Origin of the sequence: Streptomyces iranensis, from assembly GCF_017874715.1 — a bacterium.
In the GTDB taxonomy this organism is placed as follows: Bacteria; Actinomycetota; Actinomycetes; order Streptomycetales; family Streptomycetaceae; genus Streptomyces; species Streptomyces iranensis.
The window spans coordinates 90,537-110,685 of the sequence record NZ_JAGGLR010000001.1 but is presented as its reverse complement, the minus strand read 5'-3'; the positions used below and the strand labels follow the sequence as shown (position 1 = coordinate 110,685).

Genomic DNA, 20,149 nt, shown 5'->3' with positions numbered 1-20,149 from the left:
GCGTCGTACTTCGTATGTCATATATGAGACGCGATATGTGAGATCTGAGAGCATCCATGGACATCGCCCCGAGCCCGATCCCCTCCCGCACCCAGTACGTGCTGGAGGCGGTCAAGCGCGCGATTCTCACCGGGGGGCTGCGGCCCGGCCAGGCGTTGGTGGAGGCCGAGTTGGCCGCGCAGTTCGGGGTGTCCAAGACGCCTGTGCGGGAGGCGCTCAAGACGCTCGCGGGTCGGGGGCTCGTGGTGATGAGCGAGTACAAGGGGGCCACGGTCAGGACCGTGGACACCGCGATGGCGCACGCCGTCTACGATGTGCGGCTGCTCCTGGAGCCCGAGGCGCTGCGCCGGACCGTGGCCGCGCGGGCCGGGCTGGAGGACGCCGGGACCGCGCTGGAGCGGTCGGACGCGGCCGCCGATCCGGCCGGGCGGTCGCTCGCCAACCGCGACTTCCACCGGGCGCTCTATCTGCCCTGCGGCAACCCCCTGCTGACCCGGATGCTCGACGAACTGCGGGACCAGGCCGCGCTGGTGTCCGCCATCGCCTGGCAGGCGGTGCCCTCCTGGGAGCAGGAGGCCGGTGAGCACCGGGAGATCCTCGCCCGTGCGCTCGACGGCGACGCCGACGGGGCGGCCCGCGCACTGCACGAGCACATCGCGTCCTTCGTCCGGCGCGCCTTCCCGGACGGGGAGTAGCACCCGGCGGCCCCGGTCGCCGACCCCAGCACGCAGCACGCGGCACTCAGCACGCGGCACTCAGCACGCGGCACTCAGCACGCGGCACGCAGCACTCAGCACCCAGCGCTCAGCACCATCCGAACAGCTCGTCCCGATGCCGAACATCGAGAGAAAGGGTTCGTATGGACTACTCACCGCTGAGGACGGCGCTCGCGGACGTCGTGGCGATCCCGGTGACCCCGTACGACGCCGACGGCGCCGTGGACCGCGCCGCCTACCGCGCCCTGCTGCGCCGGCTCCTCGACGGCGGGGTCAAGGCCGTCACCCCGAACGGCAACACGGGGGAGTTCTACGCCCTCACCCTCGAAGAGCGGCGGCTGGTCACCGAGCTGACCGTCGAGGAGGCCGCCGGGCGGGCCGCCGTCCTCGTCGGGGTGGGCCATGACGCGGCCACCGCGGTCGAGGCCGCCCGGCACGCCCGCTCGGCCGGGGCCGAGATGGTGATGGTCCATCAGCCGGTGCATCCGTACGTCGCCCAGGACGGCTGGATCGACTACCACCGCACCATCGCCGAGGCCGTCCCCGAGCTGGGCGTAGTGCCGTATCTGCGCAATCCGCTCATCGAGGGCGCGGCGGTCGCCCGGCTCGGCGAGAAGTGCCCCAATGTCATCGGGGTCAAATACGCGGTCCACGACGCCACCCGCTTCGCCGCCGTGGCGCGCGACGCCGGTCTTGACCGGTTCGTCTGGGTGGCCGGGCTCGCCGAGCTGTACGCGCCCTCGTACTGGGCGGTCGGCGCCACCGGCTTCACCTCGGGCCTGGTCAACGTGGCCCCCAATGTCTCGCTCAACATGCTGGGCGCGCTGCGCGCGGGGGACTACCCCGGCGCGATGAAGGTCTGGGAGCAGATCCGGCGGTTCGAGGACCTCAGGGCCGAGCGGCAGTCCGCCAACAACGTCACGGTGGTCAAGGAAGCGCTTGCCGCGATGGGCCTGTGCCGGCGCGACGTCCGCGCCCCGAGCAAGCCGCTGCCCGAGCCGAGGCGCGCGGAAGTCGCCGCGATCGTCGAGGGGTGGTCGGTATGAGTGTCCAGCCAAGGGCCGGTACAAGCGTCTCGCCGAGAACGCGCAAACGCCCCGACGAGCTGCGCAGCCACCAGTGGTACGGCACCGACGGCCTGCGCTCCTTCAGCCACCGGGCCCGCACCCGCCAGCTCGGCTATCTCCCCGAGGAGCACCTGGGCAAGCCGGTCATCGCGATCCTCAACACCTGGAGCGACATCAACCCCTGCCATGTGCATCTGCGCGACCGCGCCCAGGCGGTCAAGCGCGGGGTCTGGCAGGCGGGCGGCTTCCCGCTGGAGTTCCCGGTCTCCACGCTCTCCGAGACCTTCCAGAAGCCCACCCCCATGCTCTACCGCAACCTCCTCGCCATGGAGACGGAGGAGCTGCTCCGCTCGTACCCGGTCGACGGCGCCGTGCTGCTGGGCGGCTGCGACAAGTCCACCCCGGCGCTGCTGATGGGCGCGGCCAGCGCCGACCTCCCGGCGGTCTTCGTCCCGGCCGGGCCGATGCTGCCGGGGCACTGGCGCGACGAGGTGCTGGGTTCGGGCACCGACATGTGGAAGTACTGGGACGACAGGCGGGCCGGGCTGATCGGTGACTGCGAGATCTCCGAGCTGGAGCGGGGGCTGGCCCGTTCCCCCGGCCATTGCATGACGATGGGCACCGCCTCCACGCTGACGGCCGCCGCCGAGGCGCTGGGCGTGACCGTGCCGGGCGCCTCGTCCATCCCGGCCGTGGACTCCGGGCACGACCGGATGGCCGCCGCCTCCGGGTTACGCGTGGTCGAGCTGGTCTGGCAGGACCTCAGGCTCTCGGAGCTCCTCACCCGGGAGGCCTACGAGGACGCGGTCGCGACCGTGCTCGCGCTCGGCGGCTCCACCAACGCGGTGATCCATCTGATCGCCATGGCGGGCCGGTCCGGGGTGCGGCTCACCCTCGACGACTTCGACCGGATCGCCCGTACCGTCCCCGTGCTGGCCGATCTGCGGCCCGGCGGCCGGTACTTGATGGAGGACTTCCACTTCGCGGGCGGGCTCCCGGGCCTCCTCTCCCGGCTGACGGACGTCCTGCACCTGGACCGCCCCACCGTCGCCCACCCCACACTGCGCGAACAGCTCGACGGCGCCCTGGTGCACAACCCCGAGGTGATCCGGGACCGCGACCGCCCGCTGGCCGAGGAGGGCGGAGTGGCGGTGCTGCGCGGCAATCTGTGCCCCGACGGCGCGGTCATCAAGCACCTCGCGGCCGAGCCCCGGCTGCTGAGACACACCGGCCCGGCCGTGGTCTTCGACGACTACAGGACGATGCAGGCCACCATCGACGACCCCGGTCTCGGCATCACCGAGGACAGTGTGCTGGTGCTGCGCAACGCGGGTCCGCTGGGCGGCCCCGGAATGCCCGAGTACGGGATGCTGCCGATCCCCGACCATCTGCTGAAGCAGGGGGTGCGGGACATGGTGCGGATCTCCGACGCCCGGATGAGCGGCACCAGTTACGGGGCCTGTGTGCTGCACATCGCACCCGAGTCGTATGTCGGCGGCCCGCTCGCCCTCGTCCGCGACGGCGATCCGATCACCCTGGACGTCGCGGCGCGGGCGCTGCGGCTGGAGGTGGACGACGCCGAGCTGGAACGGCGCCGGGCGCGGTGGACGGCCCCGCCGCCCCGCTTCGAGCGCGGCTACGGCGCGCTCTACCAGGAGCAGATGACCCAGGCCGACACCGGCTGCGACTTCCGCTTCCTGGCCCGCCCGGGGGCGGTGCCCGAACCCTACGCGGGCTGAGCGAATTTTTTTGCACGAGATACCGAACAACATTCGGTAAGCGCTTCACCAGACCCCGCACCTCTGAGAACGGAGAAGCAGTCATGGCCCACGCCGTGGCGAAACCACCCCGGGTCACCCGGCGCCGTACGGGAGGAGGACCGGCCCGTACCGGAGGCCCGGCCCGTACCGGAGGACCGGCCCGCCGCCTCCCGTATCTGCTGATCGCCCCCGCCGGGCTGCTGATGCTGGGCTTCATCGCCTATCCGATGCTCAGCGTCCTCTACTACAGCCTGCGGAACTACAACGTCACCAAGCCCTGGCGGAACGGCTACGCGGGCCTGGACAACTTCACCCGGATCTTCACCGACGACCCGCAGTTCTGGGACACGCTCGCCTTCAGCGGCAAATGGGTCGTCACCGAGGTGCTGCTGCAACTCCTGCTCGGCCTCGCGCTCGCCCTGCTGGTGAACCAGACCTTCCTCGGCCGCGGCCTCGCCCGCGCCCTGGTCTTCTCGCCCTGGGCCGTGTCCGGGGTGCTGACCACCACCATCTGGATGCTGCTCTACAACCCCTCGACCGGCATCAGCCGCTATCTCGCGGACGCGGGGATCGGCACCTACGGCACCTCGGTCCTCTCCGACACCGGGACCGTCTTCTGGGCCGCCGTCGTCGCCGAACTCTGGCGCGGTGTCCCGTTCTTCGCGATCCTGCTCCTCGCCGACCTCCAGTCCATCCCCAGGGACCTCTACGAGGCGGCCTCGGTCGACGGCGCGGGCCGGGCGCGGCGGTTCCGCCACATCACCCTGCCGCACCTGAAGGACGCGATCATCCTCTCCACGCTGCTGCGCGGCGTCTGGGAGTTCAACAACGTCGATCTGCTCTACACCCTCACCGGCGGCGGACCGGCCGGGCAGACCACCACCCTTCCGCTGTACGTCGCCAACACCGGGATCAACGGCCATGACTTCGGCTACGCCGCCGCGCTGACCACCGTCGCCTTCGTGATCCTCCTCTTCTGCTCGATCCTCTATCTGCGCCTGAGCAAGTTCGGAGGCGAGACCAAGTGACCGCCGCACTGGCCGAGCAGGGCGCCCTGCCCGCCGCCGTGGCCACCCCGCCGCCCACCGCCCGCGGGAGGCGCCGGCGCGGGTCCGACCAGGGCGTCCCGCGCTGGCAGATCTATCTGCCGCTGGGCCTGTATCTGCTGTTCACCCTCGTCCCCTTCTACTGGATGCTGCTGTTCGCGCTGCGCCCCGCGGGCTCGAACGCGCTGGTGCCCTGGCCGATCACCGGTGAGCACTTCCAGAAGGTCTGGAACGAGCGCAGCTTCGGGATCTTCTTCCAGAACAGCATGATCGTCGGGGTCGCCTCACTGGTGATGACGACGGCGGTCGCGCTGGCCGGGGGCTATGCCCTCGCCCGCTTCGACTTCCGCATCAAACAGGGCTTCATGCTGGCGCTGCTGGCCTCGCAGTTCGTCCCGGGCGCGCTGATGCTGGTGCCGCTCTTCGAGATCTTCAAGAACCTGCAGATGATCAACTCGCTGGGGAGCGTGGTCATCGCGGAGACGGTCTTCCAGCTACCCCTGTCGATCATCCTCATCAGCGGTTTCATCAAGAACGTGCCGGTGTCGCTCGAGGAGCAGGCGTGGGTGGACGGCTGCGGCCGCTTCCGGGCCTTCTGCGCGGTGGTGCTGCCGCTGCTGCGCCCAGGGCTGATCGCGGTCGGCTCCTTCGCCTTCGTGCACAGCTGGAACCACTTCCTGTTCGCGCTGATGTTCCTCAGCTCCCAGGACAAGCAGACGATCCCGGTCGGCCTGAACACCCTCATCGGGGCGGACAGCGTCGACCTGGGCGCGCTCGCGGCGGGCGGGGTGATCGCCGCGGTGCCCGTCGTCATCGTCTTCGCCTTCATCCAGAAGTGGCTGATCACCGGCTTCAGCGCGGGGGCGGTCAAGGGATGACCGAAACCTGACCCGTTGGGTCGGCGGAACGAGCATGCGCGAACGAGCCGGACAAGGAGGTCCGAGCATGGGCACGGCCCCGGAACCGAAGGAGCCGCAGGAACCGACGGAGCCGAAGGAACCGATACCTCTCGTCCTCGCGGGCGCCCGCGGGCACGGGCGCCGGCACCTGGACAACATCCGGCGGCTGACCGCCGAGGGAAAGGTCCGCCTCGCCGGGGTGTGCGAACTCGCGCCGCTCACCCGGGAGGAGCTGGGCGACGGGCTCGGCGAGCCCGAGCAGTCCGCCGACCTCGCCGCGCTCGTGACCCGGACCGGCGCCCGGATCGCCGTCATCTGCACCCCGATCCACACTCACGCCGACCTCGCCCTCGCCGCCGCCGAACGCGGTGCGCACCTTCTGCTGGAGAAGCCGCCCACACCCTCGTACGCCGAATTCACCCGGTTGAGCGAAGGACTACGCGGATACGGAACCGCCTGCCAGATCGGCTTCCAGTCGCTCGGTTCCCATGCCCTGCCCGCCATCCGGAAGCTCGTCGCCGATGGCCGTATAGGGGCGATCCGCGGCATCGGCGCGGCCGGGGCATGGGCCCGCGACGAGGACTACTACACCCGCGTCCGCTGGGCCGGACACCGCACCCTCGACGGCCGTGACGTCGTGGACGGCGTCCTCACCAACCCCCTCGCCCACGCCACCGCCACCGCCCTGCACCTCGCCGGCGCCGACCGGGCCGAGGACGTGGCCGGTATCGAGCTGGAGCTGTACCGGGCCAACGCCATCGAGGCCGACGACACCTCCTGCGTACGGATCCGCACCACCCGCGGCACCACCGTGGCCGCCGCCGTCACCCTGTGCGCGGAGGAACCCGGCGAGCCGTATGTGTCCGTCCACGGCGACCGGGGCCGGATCACCTTCTGGTACAAGCTCGACCGGGTCCGTATCGAACGCGACGGAGCGCCGCCCGAGACCACCGGCCACGCGCGCACCGATCTGCTGGACAACCTCGTCGCGCATCTGCGCGACGGCACCGAACTGCTCGTTCCCCCGGACCGCACCGGCGCGTTCATGCGCGTCGTCGAGGCGGTCCGCACCGCCCCCGCACCGGTCCCGCTGCCCGCCGACGCCTGGCGCACCGAGCCCGGTGCGGGCGTCACCGCGCGAGCGGCCGAGCGGCGCGTGGTGACCGGCATCGACCGACTGGTCACCGCCGGCGCCGAGCGCCTCGCCCTGTACTCCGAAATGCGCGCCCCCTGGGCCGCTCCCCCCACGGAGGTCCCGCACCCATGACACCCCCGACCCCCTCCAGCCCCCCGACCCCCTCCAGCCCCCTGACCCCGTCCAACCCGCTCACTCCCTCCCGCACCCGCCGTCCCCCGTGCACCCTGCTGCGCCATGAGCACCGGGTCGTCGGGACGTATGTGCACCGCCCCGAACTGCCCGGCACGGTCGCGCCGCGCCCCTATCTGCACCCCGTGCGGACCCTCGGCGGTGTCACCGTCACCGGGCTGCGGCCCGCCGAGGATCCGGCTCGCCTGGGGGCGTCCATGGCGATCCCGGAGGTGGCCGGATGGAACTTCCGGGGCGGTCCCGGCCGACGGGATCACCACGGCGGCCAGCGCCATCTCAGCTGGCTGCTGCGCGACCCCGACGGGTTCGTGGAAGAGCTGTCGTGGACGGCAGGTGGGCGGCAACTGCTGCTGGAACGGCGCACGGTGGCCGTACGGTCCCTCGGAACGGAGTGCTGGGCGCTGGACTTCACCTCGGCCCTCACCAATGTGACGGGCGAGGAGATCGCCCTCGGCGGGGCGGGCCGCGCGGGCGGCTTCTTCTGGCGCGTCCCCCGGCGCCCCGAGCCCGCGCACGTCTTCAGCGCCGATGGCGAGGGCGAGGCGGCGGTGCACGGACGGCCCGCGGACTGGCTGGCGCTGACCACCGACGACTGGACGCTGGTCTTCGTCGGCGCGACCGGCGACACCCGGGCCGACCCCTGGTGGGTCCGCACCGGCGACCACCCGGGCGTCGGCTCGGCCCTCACCTGGCAGCACCCCCTGCCCATAGCCCCCGCCGACACGGTGACCCGCCGCATCGTCACAGCGATAGCCGACACCCGCCTGAGTCTCCACACCGCAGCCCGCCTAGCAGCCCAACTCTCCGACAGGGGAGCGGCCGTATGAGAACGGTGGCCACCGCCCCCAGCCACAACGGCGCGACCCCAGCGACCACCACCCGCAACCAAGCCAACAAGGAGACGAACCCCATGAAACCAACGCGCCGCAGAGCGCCCCGAACCGCAGCCGCCCTGGTGGCATTGCTCGCCCTGACAGCCACAGCGTGCGGAGACGACGGCTCGACCTCCGGCGAGGAGGGCTCCGGCAAGGGCACCATCACGTTCTGGGACAACAACGGCGGCCCCCGCACCAAGATCTGGAAGCAGATCATCGCCAAGTTCGAGGACAAGTACCCCGACATCACGGTCGAGTACGTCCCGATCCCGATCGCCAACGTGCAGTCGAAGTACGACACCGCCATTCAGAGCGGCGGCGACAGCCCGCCCGACGTCGGCGGCGTGGGCACCGCGTATCTGGCCAATCTGGTGGCCCAGGGCGCCCTCGACCCCGTGACCGACCGCATCGGCGACAGCGCCCTCAAGGGCAAGCTGATCAAGAACATGGTCGAGAGCGTCCGCGCGGCCGGAGGTGACGACAAGGAGCTGTACTCCGTCCCGACCTCCGCCAACCAGGGCACCCTCTGGTACCGCACCGACCTCTTCAAGGCGGCGAAGCTGCCCGCGCCCGACAGCTGGGACAACTTCTACAAGGCCGCCGAGGAGCTGACCGACAAAGGCCGGAACAAGTTCGGCTTCACCCTGCGCGGCGGCGCGGGCTCGATCGCCCAGGCGCTGGACATGATGTACGCCCAGTCCGGCATCCCGTCCTTCTGGAACGGCGGGGATGCCGGGGACGGCGAGGGCGGCGAGGGCGGCGAGGGCGGGGACAAGACCACCCTCAACGACCCGAAGAACGTCGCGGCGCTCGAGAAGTACATCGCCCTCTTCAAGAAGGTCACCCCCGCCGCGGACCTCAACAACGACTTCGCCAAGATGGTCGCCCAGTTCGACCAGGGCGACATCGGGATGCTCCAGCACAACCTCGGCAGCTATGTGGACCACGTACGGCTGCTCGGCAAGGACAAGATCGCGGGCATACCGCTGCCGCCGTCCCGGCAGGGCGCGGCGCGCACCATCGTCTCCAACCCGGTGGACGGCCTCGGGCTGTTCAAGGCGAGCAAGAACAAGGCGGCGGCCTGGAAGTTCATCGCGTTCGCGGCCTCCCCGGAGATGAACAGCCTCTGGAACGAGGACGTCGGCGCCATCCCCGCCAACGTCGGCGCCGCGGACGACGGCTGGATCGCGAAGGCCCCGCCGACCAAGGCCGCGCTGGAGTCGCTCAACGATCCGCGGACCAAGGTCGTCCAGCTGCCGTACTACCTCCCGGACTGGAACAACATCAGCAAGGCCGACAACGAGCCCAGCTTCCAGAAGGTGCTGCTCGGCAAGATGACCGCCAAGGCGTTCTGCGACAAGGTCGCGAAGGAACTCAACGCGGCACAGGCGGACTGGAAGGAGCACCAGAGCTAGCCCTCTATGAACTCCGTGTATACCTGCGGTGTATAGTGCTCGCAGTTTGTGCTGCCAACTTTACGTATTTGGGCGGACGTTGGCGGCATGGCGACCACTATTGACCACAAGAGGACTTCGGGGACATCAATGGGGCGAAAAGGTCGAATATCCGGGCTGTCCGTCAGTCTCGTCGGCGCCGTCTGCCTGACGCTGGGCCTCAGCGGCTGCGGTGCGTCGTACGACACCACATCGCCGCGCAGCGCCCGGGAGCACGCGGTGTCGGACGCCGACCACTCGACACCGGCCGCCTCCAAGCCGGACGTGCTGAAGAAGGGTGACGGGGCGGACGACAAGAACGGGACGGACGACAAGAACGGGACGGACGACAAGAACGGGACGAACGGCAAGAACGGGGCGGACGGCTCAGTCGACTGCGCCGTCGCCAAGTGCGTCGCCCTCACCTTCGACGCGGGCCCCAGCGGCAACACGCCCCGGCTGCTGAAGATCCTCAAGCAGGAGAAGGCCCACGCGACCTTCTTCATGCTCGGCAGGAAGCACATCGACCGCCACCCGGACCTGGTGCGCCGTATTGCCGACGAGGGGCATGAACTGGCCAATCACACCTGGTCGCACAAGATCCTGACCAAGACCGACTCCGACGAGGTCCGCACGGAGATCACCCGCGTCCAGACCGCCGTCAAGAAGCTCACCGGCCGTACGCCGCTGCTGATGCGCCCGCCGCAGGGGCGTACCGACGAGCGGGTCTCCAAGATCTGCCGTGAGCTGGGCGTGGCGCAGGTGCTGTGGAGCGTGACGGCGAAGGACTACCAGACGAACGACTCCGCGCTGATCGAGAAGCGGGTGCTGGACCAGACGAAGCGCGACGGGATCATCCTGCTGCACGACATCTACAAGGGCACGGTGCCGGCCGTGCCGGGGATACTGGCGAAGCTGAAGAAGGAGGGCTACACGGTGGTGACGGTCTCCCAGCTGATGGCCCCGGCCGTCCCGGAAGCGGGCAAGGTCTATCGCCCATGAGGCAACAGACCGACACGATCTCCGTCGCGTTCGAACATCCTCGGCCACAAAATGATCAAGTGTTGTCGCAAGCTATCGCGATGCGATCGGGATTTCGTAATCTAAGAATCCTCGGGAGTCCGGCAACCTAATCTGGAGTGGCGGCAACTACGACATGGAGCGGGCCGGCCTGGATCCTCCGGCCCGTTCTCTCGACGCGGAACAGGAGTTGCCATGAGGCTGAGACGCAAACGGGGCCGTCACCGCCGTCGCAAGGATCGCACGCTGCCGTTGGGCAGCGCCGTGATCGTGGCGTCGGCCGTGGCCGGGGTGTATCTGACGGCTTCGCCGGAGGGCGCGAGCGCCGTGCCCACCACCCTCTATGTGGCCACCAGCGGCAGCGACGGCAACACCGGCACCCTCAAGTCCCCCTACCGAAGCCTGGAGAAGGCGTTCTCCACCGCCAAGGCGGGCACCACCATCGAGGTCCGCGGCGGCACGTACTACCCCTCCAGGACCCTGCGCAGCTCCATCAGCGGCACCCCCCGCGAGCGCGTCCAACTGCGGTCGTACCGAGCGGAGAAGGTCCGGCTCGACGGCTCCCGGCTGGGCCACGGTTCCTCCCTGGTCTCCCTCACCGCCGACTACTGGACGGTCTCGGGGATGGAACTGCGCAACGCCCCGGGCGGCGGCCTGGTCTGCACCTCCTGCGCGCGCAACGTCTTCCAGGACCTCAGCACCCACGGCAACGGCGACACCGGACTCACCCTCCGCGGCGACGACACCAACGGCAACGTCATCCGGAACCTCGACTCCTACGCCAACCACGACGACGCCACCGGCGGCCAGCGGGCCGACGGCATAGCCATCACCCACGGCTCCGGCTCGGGCAATGTGGTCACCGGATCCCGGCTGTTCCACAACAGCGACGACGGACTCGACCTGTGGATGTGGGCGAGCCCCGTCACCATCGAGCACTCCTGGGCCTTCGGAAACGGCCGGAACCGCTGGCACATCCCCTACTTCAAGGGTGACGGCAGCGGCTTCCAGCTCGGCGCCGACCGCAGTGACGCCCCCTCGCCCGCCCATCTCGTACGGTCCTCCGCCGCCTGGGCCAACACCAAGAGCGGCTTCGACGCGGGCGGCAACACCGGGGCCCTCCGGCTCCAGCGCACCACCTCCTTCGACAACTGGAGCAAGGGCTACGCCGTCGCCGGCTCCCGCGCCCAGCTGACCCGCAACCTCGCGCTCTCCAACGGCCGCGGCAGCGCCGACACCGGCCTCCTCGCCGACTCGCGGGACAACAACTGGGCGCCGGGCCGCCGGGCCACCCCGCCGCTGGTCACCACCGACCCCACCACGGCCTTCGGACCCCGGCGGCCGAACGGCTCGCTGCCGCTCACCGGCTTCCTCGTGGTCATGGACCGTACCGAGATCGGTTCGCCGATGAACTGAAACCCCGGGAAAACCTGAATCGCGCTCCTGGCGGGCACAATCCCATGATCCGGCACGCCGCCGACCCGCCCGCCGTCCCCCGAGGAGCGCGACCATGGCGAGACAGATCACGGACAAGGCCCCGGTCCCACCACTGCCCGGACTCCCCCTGCTCGACCGCTACTTCCGGATATCCGAGCGGGGCTCCACCCTCGGCCGGGAGGTCCGGGGCGGGTTCGCCACCTTCTTCACGATGGCGTACATCCTCGTCCTGAACCCGATCATCCTGGGCGGGGCGAAGGACAAGTTCGGCGAGCAGCTCTCCGGCACCCAACTCGCCACCGCGACCGCTCTGGTGGCCGCCGTGATGACCGTCCTCATGGGCATCGGCGGCAATCTTCCGCTCGCCCTCGCCGCGGGCCTCGGGCTCAACGCGGTCGTCGCCTTTCAGATCGCCCCCCAGATGAGCTGGGCGGACGCCATGGGTCTGGTGGTCCTGGAGGGCCTGATCATCTGCGCGCTGGTGGTGACCGGGTTGCGCGAGGCGGTGATGCACGCCATCCCGCAGCCGCTGAAGCAGGCCATCAGCGTGGGGATCGGGCTGTTCATCGCCTTCATCGGCTTCATCGACGCCGGGTTCGTCTCCCGCATCCCGGGCCCCACCGGCTCCACGCCCGTGCAGCTCGGCTCGGACGGGCGGCTCAGCGGCTGGCCGGTGCTGGTCTTCTGCGTGGGGGTGCTGCTGACCGTCGCGCTGATGGCGCGCAAGGCCAAGGGCGCCCTTCTGATCAGCATCGTCGTCTCGACCGTGCTCGCGATCGTCATCAACGAGATCGCCGACATCCGGCCGGAGGCATGGGGGCTGACCGCGCCCACCCTCCCCGACAGCGTCGTCGACACCCCGGACTTCGGGCTGCTCGGCTCGTTCAGCCTCTTCGGGGCGTTCCAGCAGGTCGGTGTGGTGACCATCGTCCTGCTGATCTTCACCCTCATCCTGTCCGACTTCTTCGACACCATGGGCACGGTCGTCGGGGTGAGCAACGAGGCCGGGCTGCTGGACGCCGAGGGCAGGGTGCCGGGACTGGGGCGGGTGCTGCTCATCGACGGTGCGGCGGCCGCCCTCGGCGGCGCCGCGTCCGCCTCGTCCAACACCAGCTACATCGAGTCCGCGGCCGGGGTCGGCGAGGGCGCGCGCACCGGCTTCGCCAGCGTGGTCACCGGAGCGCTGTTCGGGCTCGCGCTCTTCCTGACTCCGCTGGCCACCGTGGTGCCCGCCCAGGCCGCCGCCCCGGCGCTGATCGCGGTCGGCTTCCTGCTGATGAGCCAGGTGCGGTCCATCGACTGGGAGCGCGTCGACATCGCCGTCCCGGCGTTCCTCACCATCGCGCTGATGCCGTTCAGCTACTCCATCTCCAATGGGATCGGCGCCGGGTTCATCTCCTATGTGGTGATCAAGACGGTGCTGGGCAAGGCGCGAGAGGTGCACTGGCTGCTGTGGGGGACGGCCGCGCTGTTCGTGGTCTACTTCGCGATCGACCCCCTCGAGCAGCTGCTCACCTGAGCCGCGACGCCTCGCCTGCGCCCCGGAAGCCGCCCCCGGCAGGCGCTCCGGAAGCCGTTCCCGGAAGCCGTCCCCGGAAGCCGCCCCCGGGGGGCCGCCCCGCCCCGTCAGCTGTGGCCCATGATGGGGCGCGGGCGGTAGGGGGCCTCCAGGCGGGCCACCTCCTTCTCGTCGAGCGTCAGCCCGACCGCCGCGACCGCGTCCTCGAGGTGGCGGGTCTTCGTGGCGCCGACGATCGGCGCGGTGACCGCGGGCCTGCTGAGCAGCCATGCCAGCGCGACCTGGGCCGGGGACACCCCGCGCTCCTCGGCGATCGCGCGGGTGGCGTCCACGATGGAGAAGTCCGCGTCCGCGTACCACCGCTCCACCATCTGATCGCTGCCCGCCCGGACCGTCGTCCCGGTGCGGTCCCGGTCGCGGGTGCCCGCCAGCAGCCCGCGCGCCAGCGGGCTCCAGGGGATGACGCCCACGCCCTGGTCCAGGCAGAGCGGGTTCATCTCCCGCTCCTCCTCGCGGTAGAGCAGGTTGTAGTGGTTCTGCATCGAGACGAACCGGGTCCAGCCGTGCGCCTCGGCGATGTGCTGGGCCTTGGCGAACTGCCAGGCGTACATGGAGGACGCGCCGATGTACCGGGCCTTTCCGGCCCGCACCACATCGTGCAGCGCCTCCATCGTCTCCTCCAGCGGCGTCTCGTGGTCGAAGCGGTGGATCTGGTAGAGATCCACATGGTCGGTGCCCAGCCGCCGCAGCGAGGCGTCGATGCCCGCCATGATGTGCTTGCGGGAAAGCCCGCGGTCGTTGGGGCCCTCGCCCATCGGGTTGTAGACCTTCGTGGCCAGGACGTAGTCGTCGCGGCTGGGGAAGAGCTCCCGCAGCAGCACGCCGGTGATCTCCTCGCTGCGGCCCACCGAGTACATGTCGGCGGTGTCGAAGAAGGTCACCCCCTCCTCGGCCGCGCGCCGCACGATCGGCCGCGCGTCGTCGACGTCCAGCTGCCAGGGCCGGTGCTCGGGGTTGCCGTAGCTCATCATGCCCAGGCAGATCCGCGACACCTTGACGCCCGACGCGCCCAGCCGTACGTACTCCATGCGTCTGCTCCTCCTGCTCGTCCGCCCGTGCGGCCGACCCGTCACAGCAGACCACCCCGGCCGCCGGATGTCAGCCCGGTGTGACGAAACCGCTTTCGTACGCGGCGATCACCGCCTGGGTGCGGTCCCGCACCCCCAGCTTGGTGAGCACCGACCCCACATGCGTCTTGACGGTGGCCGGGCCCACCGCCATCCGGGCCGCGATCTCGGAGTTGGACAGCCCGTCGGTCATCAGCCGCAGCACCGCGGCCTCCCGCTCGGAGAGCCGCTCGTGCAGCGCCCGCGCCGTCGCCTCGCGGTCCGGGCCGCGGGCGGCGGCGTGCTCGGCGGCCAGCGCCCGCACGGCGGCCGGGAACAGCAGCGAATCGCTGCGCGCCACCACCCGCACCGCCTGCACCAGCTCCGCCGCGCGGGCCCGCTTGAGCAGGAAGCCGCTGGCCCCGGCGCGCAGCGCGTCGTACACATAGCTGTCGTTCTCGAACGTCGTGACCACGATGACGCGCGGCGGGTCCGGCACGGTGCCCAGGATCCGCTCGGTGGCGCGGATGCCGTCCACATCGGGCATCCGGACGTCCATCAGCACCACGTCCGGGCGCAGTTCACGGACCACCGGCACGGCCTCGGCGCCGCTTCCGGCCTCGCCCACGACCTCCAGGTCCGGCTCGCTGGAGAGGATCGCGCGCAGCGCGGTGCGCACCATCCGCTCGTCGTCGACGAGCACGATGCGCAAGGGGGACGGCGGGGTGCTCACCGGGACGCCTCCACCGGGAGCCGGACCGTGAGCCGCCAGACGCCGTCCACGGTGTCCCAGGCGCAGGTGCCGCGCAGCAGGGTGACCCGCTCGGTGATGCCGCGCAGCCCGCGGCCGCCGCCGGCGGTCCGTGCCCGGGGGGTTCCGTCCACCGGGTTCTCCATCGTGATCTCCACCTTCTTCCGGTCCTCCGCGATCCGGAGCCGCACCGGCACCCGGCCCGCGTGGCGCAGCGCGTTGCTGAGCCCTTCCTGGACGATGCGGTACGCCTCGCGGGAGACCACGGGCGGCAGCCGGTCCAGCGTGCCCGGGGCCGTCAGCTCGACGGCGACGCCCGCGGCCCGGGTGCGGGCGAGCAGCCCGTCCAGGTCCATCAGCGTGGGGGAGGGGGTGGTGGCCGGGGCGGCCTCCCCTTCCCGTAACAGGCCCAGCACGCTGTCGAGTTCACCGACCGCGTCCCGGGTGGTCTCCTCGATGGCCGCCAGCGCCTCCCGGGCGAAGTCCGGATCGGAGTCGAGGACCTTACGGGCCGCGCTCGCCTGGAGGGTCACCGCGCTCAGCGCATGGCCGACCGAGTCGTGCAGCTCACGGGCGAGCTGGTTGCGGGAGGCCAGCCGGGCAGCCCGCCGCTCGGCGGCGGCGAGCCGCTCGGCGGGGGCCGGTCCGAGCAGCGCGGGGGCGCAGCGGGCCAGCAGCGCTCCGGCGGCCGCGGCGATCCCCATGAGCATGGCCAGCAGCGCCACCCCGGCCAAGGGCGCGAGCGCGGTGGGGGTCGAGCCGAACGCGTCCGGCCAGCCCAGCCCGTCGGCGTACGAATCGTCGGTGAACGGCAGCGCGACCAGCAGCGCCGAGGCGGGCAGCAGGGACAGGAAGACCCCGCTGACCAGCCCGCCGATGGCCAGGTGCAGCCCGTACCAGAGCGCGGTGCGGGCGCGCGCGTCCCACGAACCGGCGGGCCCGGCCGCGAGCTCCGCGGACTCCGGCAGCCCGCACAGCGAGCGCGCGGCGGTGGCCTCCAAGGGGCGTACGAGCGGCAGGAGCGCGGTCGGCGCGGCCAGCGGCAGGGCCGAGCCGAAGGTGCCCAGCTGCCAGCGCAGGGAGGTGAAGGGGTCGGCGCCATGAGCCAGCATCGCGAAGACCACGGTGGTCAGCAGGTAGTACGGCATCAGCAGGGCGCCGCCGAGCACCAGATGGACCCAGCGCAGCTGGACCCGGCGGCCGACCACCGCTCGGACCGCCCGCCGCCACCACGCCCCGGTCACCGGGGCAATCCGACGGTCATCCGCACAGCGTAGGTCAGATTTGCGGGTGCGGGGGCGGGTCCGGGCCATGGCCACCAGCCTTCCGGCGCGGCGTACGCCGCGCGTCACCCCGCCCGACGATTCCCCTCCGCCGTGCGGCGGAGGGGCCGTCCTCCCATGGGTCAGAGGCGGCGCGTCGCGAGGGTGAGCCGGTCCCGGGCGTCGAACAGGGCGTCCTTGATCATCTGCTCATGGGTGGGGGTGAGCCGGGCCACCGGCACCGAGCAGCTGATGGCGTCGCGCGAGGGGGTGCGGTACGGGATGGCGATGCCGAAGCAGCGCAGGCCCAGGGTGTTCTCCTCGCGGTCCACCGCGTACCCCTGCTCCCGGATGAGGTGCAGTTCCTCGATCAGCTTCTCGCGGTCGGTGATGGTGTGCTCGGTGAGCTGGCTCAGCGTCTCCGGCAGCAGCTTGCGCACCTGCTCGTCGGAGTACGTGGCCAGCAGCGCCTTGCCCAGCGAGGTGGAGTGGGCGGGCAGCCGGCGGCCGACGCGGGTGAAGGGGCGCAGATAGTGCTGCGACTGCCGGGTGGCGAGATAGACGACATTGGTGCCGTCGAGCCGGGCGAGGTGGATGGTCTCGGTGGTGTCGTCCGAGAGCCGGTCCAGGGTGGGGCGGGCGGCGGCCACGACCTCGTCGCCGTCGATGTAGGAGGTGCCGACGAGGAGGGCGCGCACCCCGATCCCGTAGCGGGTGCCGGTGGCGTCCGTCTCCACCCAGCCGAGCTCCACCAGGGTGCGCAGCAGCATGTAGAGGCTCGACTTGGGATAGCCCACGGCCTCCTGGACCGCGGCGAGGCTGTGCATGCCGGGCCGCCCGGCGAAGAACTCCAGCAGTTCGACCGTGCGGACTGCCGATTTGACCTGGGCCCCGCCTGTCTCGGCAGCTGACATCGCCTTGACCCCTCTGTTCGACCAGCCATAGAGTCCCGAGGGGAAATTCATCACCCGGGACAGCGTTCAGCATATCGAACACCGTCGATGTGTGTGACGCAAGCAGCGGTAACACCACAGCAGGAGGAATCCGCGGTGTCAGCACCAGTGTGGAGCGTCGACCCCCGAACCGGAAAGCAGCGCGAGCAGGTAGCGGTCGAAGCCACGGCGGAGGAGGTCGACCGTGTGGTGCGCGCGGCCCACGCCGCCCGCGGCTCCCTGGCCGACCGTGCGGTGCGCGCCGCCCTGCTGCGCACCGCCGCCGATCTGCTCGACGAGGCCCGTGACCAGCTGGTCGAGGCCGCCGACGCGGAGACCGCCCTCGGCCCCGCCCGGCTCACCGGCGAACTGGCCCGCACCACCTACCAGCTGCGGTCGTTCGCGACCATCGTGGACGAGGGCGCCTTCCTCGACGTCCGCGTCGACCACGCCGACGCCACCCAGACCCCGCCCTGGCCCGATCTGCGCCGCTACAAGCTGCCGCTCGGCGTCGTCGCCGTCTACGCCGCCAGCAACTTCCCGCTCGCCTTCTCCGTGCCCGGCGGGGACACCGCGAGCGCCCTCGCCGCGGGCTGCCCGGTGATCGTCAAGGCCCACCCCGACCACCCCGCCACCTCCGAGGTGGCCGCCTCCGCGCTGCGCCGCGCCGCCGAGCGGGTCGGGGTGCCCGTCGATGTGATCGCGGTGGTGCACGGCTTCGACGCGGGTCTTGAGCTGGTGAAGCATCCGCTGATCGCCGCCGCCGGTTTCACCGGCTCGGTCCGCGGCGGCCGCGCCCTGCACGACGCGGCGGCCTCGCGGCCGGTGCCGATCCCCTTCCACGGCGAACTGGGCAGCCTCAACCCGGTCGTGGTCACCGAGGCCGCGGCAAGCGAGCGCGGCGACCAGATCGGCGCGGGGCTCGCGGGCTCCATGACGCTGGGCGTCGGCCAGTTCTGCACCAAGCCCGGCTTTGTGCTGGCCCCGGCCGGCCCGGCGGGCGACGGCCTGCTGAAGTCCCTCACCGACGCCGTCAGCAACACCGACGCCGGGGTCCTGCTCGACCACCGGATGCGGGACAACTTCGTCGCCGGGATCAAGGAGCGCGTCGAGCTGGCGGACGTGGAGGCCCCGGTCACCCCCGGATCCGGCGGTGAGCACACGGTCAGCGCGGGCTTCCTGACCGTCCCGGCGCGGCGGCTCGCCGAGGGCGGCCCGCACGATGTGCTGCTGGAGGAGTGCTTCGGCCCGGTGACCGTCGTGGCGCGCTACGAGAGCGACGACGAGATCAGCGCGGTGCTCGGGCGGCTCCCGGGCAACCTCACCGCCACCGTCCATCTCTCCGCCGCCGAGGGCGAGGGCGCCGAGGGCCGGGCCGGTGAGCTGATCGCCGAGCTCACCCCGCTGGCCGGCCGGGTCCTGGTCAACGGCTGGCCGACCGGTGTCGCGGTCGCCCCGGCCCAGCACCACGGCGGCCCCTACCCGGCCACCACCTCCACCTCCACCTCGGTCGGCGGCACCGCCGTCGAGCGCTGGCTGCGGCCGGTCGCGTACCAGGACACCCCGGCCGCCCTGCTGCCGCCGGAGCTGCGCGACGAGAACCCGCTGGAGCTGCCGCGGCGGATCAACGGCGTCCGGGAGCAGCGCGGCTGACCCCCGGAATGGCGGCTCGGCCGCCGGACCCGCGGATCTGACCCGCGCGTCCGGCGGCCGATTCGCGTCGGCGTTCACCCGGGCGCTGCCCAAGCCATCAGAATCGCCGCTGGTCAGCGGGTATGTATAAGGATCGCTTGAAGGCATCCGACACGGAAACGCGATGGACGCCGGGGTGCGCCCGTCCCATAGTGGTTGGACATGGAGAGCCTGGCGGGCGCCGAATTCGCGCCACACACGACGTATCTCACCACCGCGTCCAGCGGTCTGATCCCCGCACGCTCCGTAGCCGCAGTGAAGGCGGTCCTCGACGGCTCGGCCGCCGGACAGCCCATCGTCGACGTGTCCTTCGAGGCGGTCGAGGCGAGCCGCGCCGCCTACGCTCGGCTCGTCGGCGTACCGGCCCGGCGCGTCGCAGCCGGCAGCTCGGTCGCCGGGTACGCGGGGATGATCGCGACCTCGCTGCCGCCCGGGGCCGAAGTCCTGGTGGCCGACGGCGACTTCAGCTCCCTGGTCAACCCCTTCGCCGTGCGCGGCGACCTCAAGCTGCGCATCGTGCCGCTGGAGGAGATCGCGGAGGCGGTGCGGCCCGGTACGGCGCTGGTGGCCGTGAGCGCGGTCCAGTCGGCGGACGGGCGGATCGCCGACCTCGCCGCCATCCGGGAGGCCGCCCGGACCCACGGGGCCCGCACGCTGGTGGACATCAGCCAGGCGGCGGGCTGGTTCCCGGTGAACGCCGCCGAGGCCGACTACACGGTGTGCGTGGCCTACAAGTGGCTGTTGTGCCCGCGCGGGGCCGCGTTCCTGACCGTGCCCGAGGACCTCGGCGAACTCACCCCCGTCTTCGCGGGCTGGGTCGCGGGCGAGAAGCCCTGGGACAGCTGCTACGGCCCGGTGGAGGAACTCGCCCACTCCGCACGACGCTTCGACGAGAGCCCGAGCGTGTACGCGTACGTCGCGGCCCGGCACTCGCTCGGGCTGATCGAGGAGTTGGGCACCGAGGCCATCGCCGCGCATGACCGCGCGCTCGCCGACCGCTTCCGGGACGGGGTCGTCGCGCTCGGTCACCAGCCCGTGGCCGCCCCCGGGTCGGCCATCGTCTCCGTACCGGGCCTGGGCGGCGCCGCGTCGCGGCTGGCGGAGGCCGAGGTGCACGTCTCGGCGCGGGCCGGCAACCTCCGCGCCTCCTTCCACCTGTACAACACCGTGGCCGATGTGGACCGGCTGCTGGAGCGGCTGTCCGGCTGAGCGGGTCCCGGCACGGGGGATCCGCGGCACAAGAGATCTGAGGGAAGCCGGGATACTCCGGCTTCCCTCAGATCACGGACGTCACGTCATCGCACGGC

Annotated in this window: 17 protein-coding genes; 13 read left to right on the top strand and 4 right to left on the bottom strand. The window is 71.3% G+C overall.

The features are described 5' to 3' along the window. The first annotated feature begins 56 nt into the window (after positions 1-56). The 11 genes from J2Z30_RS00505 (at position 57) to J2Z30_RS00455 (ending at position 13,099) form a co-directional block, all read left to right on the top strand. Positions 57-695 carry a GntR family transcriptional regulator gene (locus J2Z30_RS00505; protein ID WP_044577273.1) on the top strand — a complete coding sequence of 213 codons (639 nt, stop codon included), beginning with the start codon at positions 57-59 and terminating at the stop codon, positions 693-695. Between the two features lie 164 nt (positions 696-859). Continuing rightward, positions 860-1,762, top strand: a complete 903-nt coding sequence (locus J2Z30_RS00500; RefSeq protein WP_044577275.1) for a dihydrodipicolinate synthase family protein — start codon at positions 860-862, stop codon at positions 1,760-1,762. After that, the gene (gene araD, locus J2Z30_RS00495) at positions 1,759-3,522 is read left to right on the top strand and encodes an L-arabinonate dehydratase (protein WP_044577277.1); all 1,764 of its coding nucleotides are present in this window, start codon (positions 1,759-1,761) and stop codon (positions 3,520-3,522) included. The genes J2Z30_RS00500 and araD overlap by 4 nt, the downstream gene beginning before the upstream one ends. An 83-nt stretch (positions 3,523-3,605) precedes the next feature. Then, positions 3,606-4,571: a carbohydrate ABC transporter permease gene (locus J2Z30_RS00490; protein ID WP_044577279.1), complete on the top strand. Its 966-nt coding sequence runs from the start codon at positions 3,606-3,608 to the stop codon at positions 4,569-4,571. After that, positions 4,568-5,467: a carbohydrate ABC transporter permease gene (locus J2Z30_RS00485; protein ID WP_044577280.1), complete on the top strand. Its 900-nt coding sequence runs from the start codon at positions 4,568-4,570 to the stop codon at positions 5,465-5,467. The genes J2Z30_RS00490 and J2Z30_RS00485 overlap by 4 nt, the downstream gene beginning before the upstream one ends. A gap of 67 nt (positions 5,468-5,534) precedes the next feature. After that, entirely contained in the window at positions 5,535-6,755 is a 1,221-nt protein-coding gene (locus tag J2Z30_RS00480) for a Gfo/Idh/MocA family protein (RefSeq protein WP_044577282.1), read from the top strand. Further along, a complete protein-coding gene (locus J2Z30_RS00475) occupies positions 6,752-7,642 on the top strand; it encodes a DUF6807 domain-containing protein (RefSeq protein WP_078956964.1) in 891 nt (296 codons plus the stop codon). Before J2Z30_RS00480 ends, J2Z30_RS00475 begins: the two co-directional genes overlap by 4 nt. A gap of 83 nt (positions 7,643-7,725) precedes the next feature. Next, positions 7,726-9,105 (top strand): ABC transporter substrate-binding protein, encoded by a 1,380-nt coding sequence (locus J2Z30_RS00470; protein WP_044582095.1) that lies wholly within the window; start codon positions 7,726-7,728, stop codon positions 9,103-9,105. 129 nt (positions 9,106-9,234) lie between these two features. Continuing rightward, the gene (locus tag J2Z30_RS00465; RefSeq protein ID WP_044577283.1) at positions 9,235-10,125 is read left to right on the top strand and encodes a polysaccharide deacetylase family protein; all 891 of its coding nucleotides are present in this window, start codon (positions 9,235-9,237) and stop codon (positions 10,123-10,125) included. A gap of 213 nt (positions 10,126-10,338) precedes the next feature. After that, entirely contained in the window at positions 10,339-11,559 is a 1,221-nt protein-coding gene (locus J2Z30_RS00460) for a right-handed parallel beta-helix repeat-containing protein (RefSeq protein WP_044577286.1), read from the top strand. Positions 11,560-11,653: 94 nt separating this feature from the next. Then, positions 11,654-13,099, top strand: a complete 1,446-nt coding sequence (locus J2Z30_RS00455; protein WP_044577288.1) for an NCS2 family permease — start codon at positions 11,654-11,656, stop codon at positions 13,097-13,099. Positions 13,100-13,206: 107 nt separating this feature from the next. Here the strand turns inward: J2Z30_RS00455 and J2Z30_RS00450 are convergent, their stop codons facing one another. The 4 genes from J2Z30_RS00450 to J2Z30_RS00435 all read right to left on the bottom strand — a co-directional run bounded on the left by J2Z30_RS00450 (position 13,207) and on the right by J2Z30_RS00435 (position 17,132). Beyond that, positions 13,207-14,187, bottom strand: coding sequence for an aldo/keto reductase (locus tag J2Z30_RS00450; protein WP_044577291.1), 981 nt, complete (start codon positions 14,185-14,187; stop codon positions 13,207-13,209). Between the two features lie 70 nt (positions 14,188-14,257). After that, entirely contained in the window at positions 14,258-14,938 is a 681-nt protein-coding gene (locus J2Z30_RS00445) for a response regulator transcription factor (protein ID WP_308279596.1), read from the bottom strand. Next, on the bottom strand, positions 14,935-16,200 hold the full coding sequence (locus J2Z30_RS00440) for a sensor histidine kinase (RefSeq protein ID WP_078956965.1): 1,266 nt from the start codon (positions 16,198-16,200) through the stop codon (positions 14,935-14,937). The genes J2Z30_RS00445 and J2Z30_RS00440 overlap by 4 nt, the downstream gene beginning before the upstream one ends. 161 nt (positions 16,201-16,361) lie before the next feature. Further along, positions 16,362-17,132, bottom strand: a complete 771-nt coding sequence (locus J2Z30_RS00435) for an IclR family transcriptional regulator (protein WP_020872266.1) — start codon at positions 17,130-17,132, stop codon at positions 16,362-16,364. A gap of 135 nt (positions 17,133-17,267) precedes the next feature. On the opposite strand from J2Z30_RS00435, the gene J2Z30_RS00430 reads away from it, so the two are divergent. Together J2Z30_RS00430 and J2Z30_RS00425 are read left to right on the top strand one after the other, a co-directional pair. Continuing rightward, a complete protein-coding gene (locus J2Z30_RS00430; RefSeq protein WP_308279595.1) occupies positions 17,268-18,803 on the top strand; it encodes an aldehyde dehydrogenase (NADP(+)) in 1,536 nt (511 codons plus the stop codon). Between the two features lie 201 nt (positions 18,804-19,004). Continuing rightward, positions 19,005-20,051 (top strand): aminotransferase class V-fold PLP-dependent enzyme, encoded by a 1,047-nt coding sequence (locus J2Z30_RS00425; RefSeq protein WP_044577302.1) that lies wholly within the window; start codon positions 19,005-19,007, stop codon positions 20,049-20,051. Positions 20,052-20,149 lie beyond the last annotated feature (98 nt).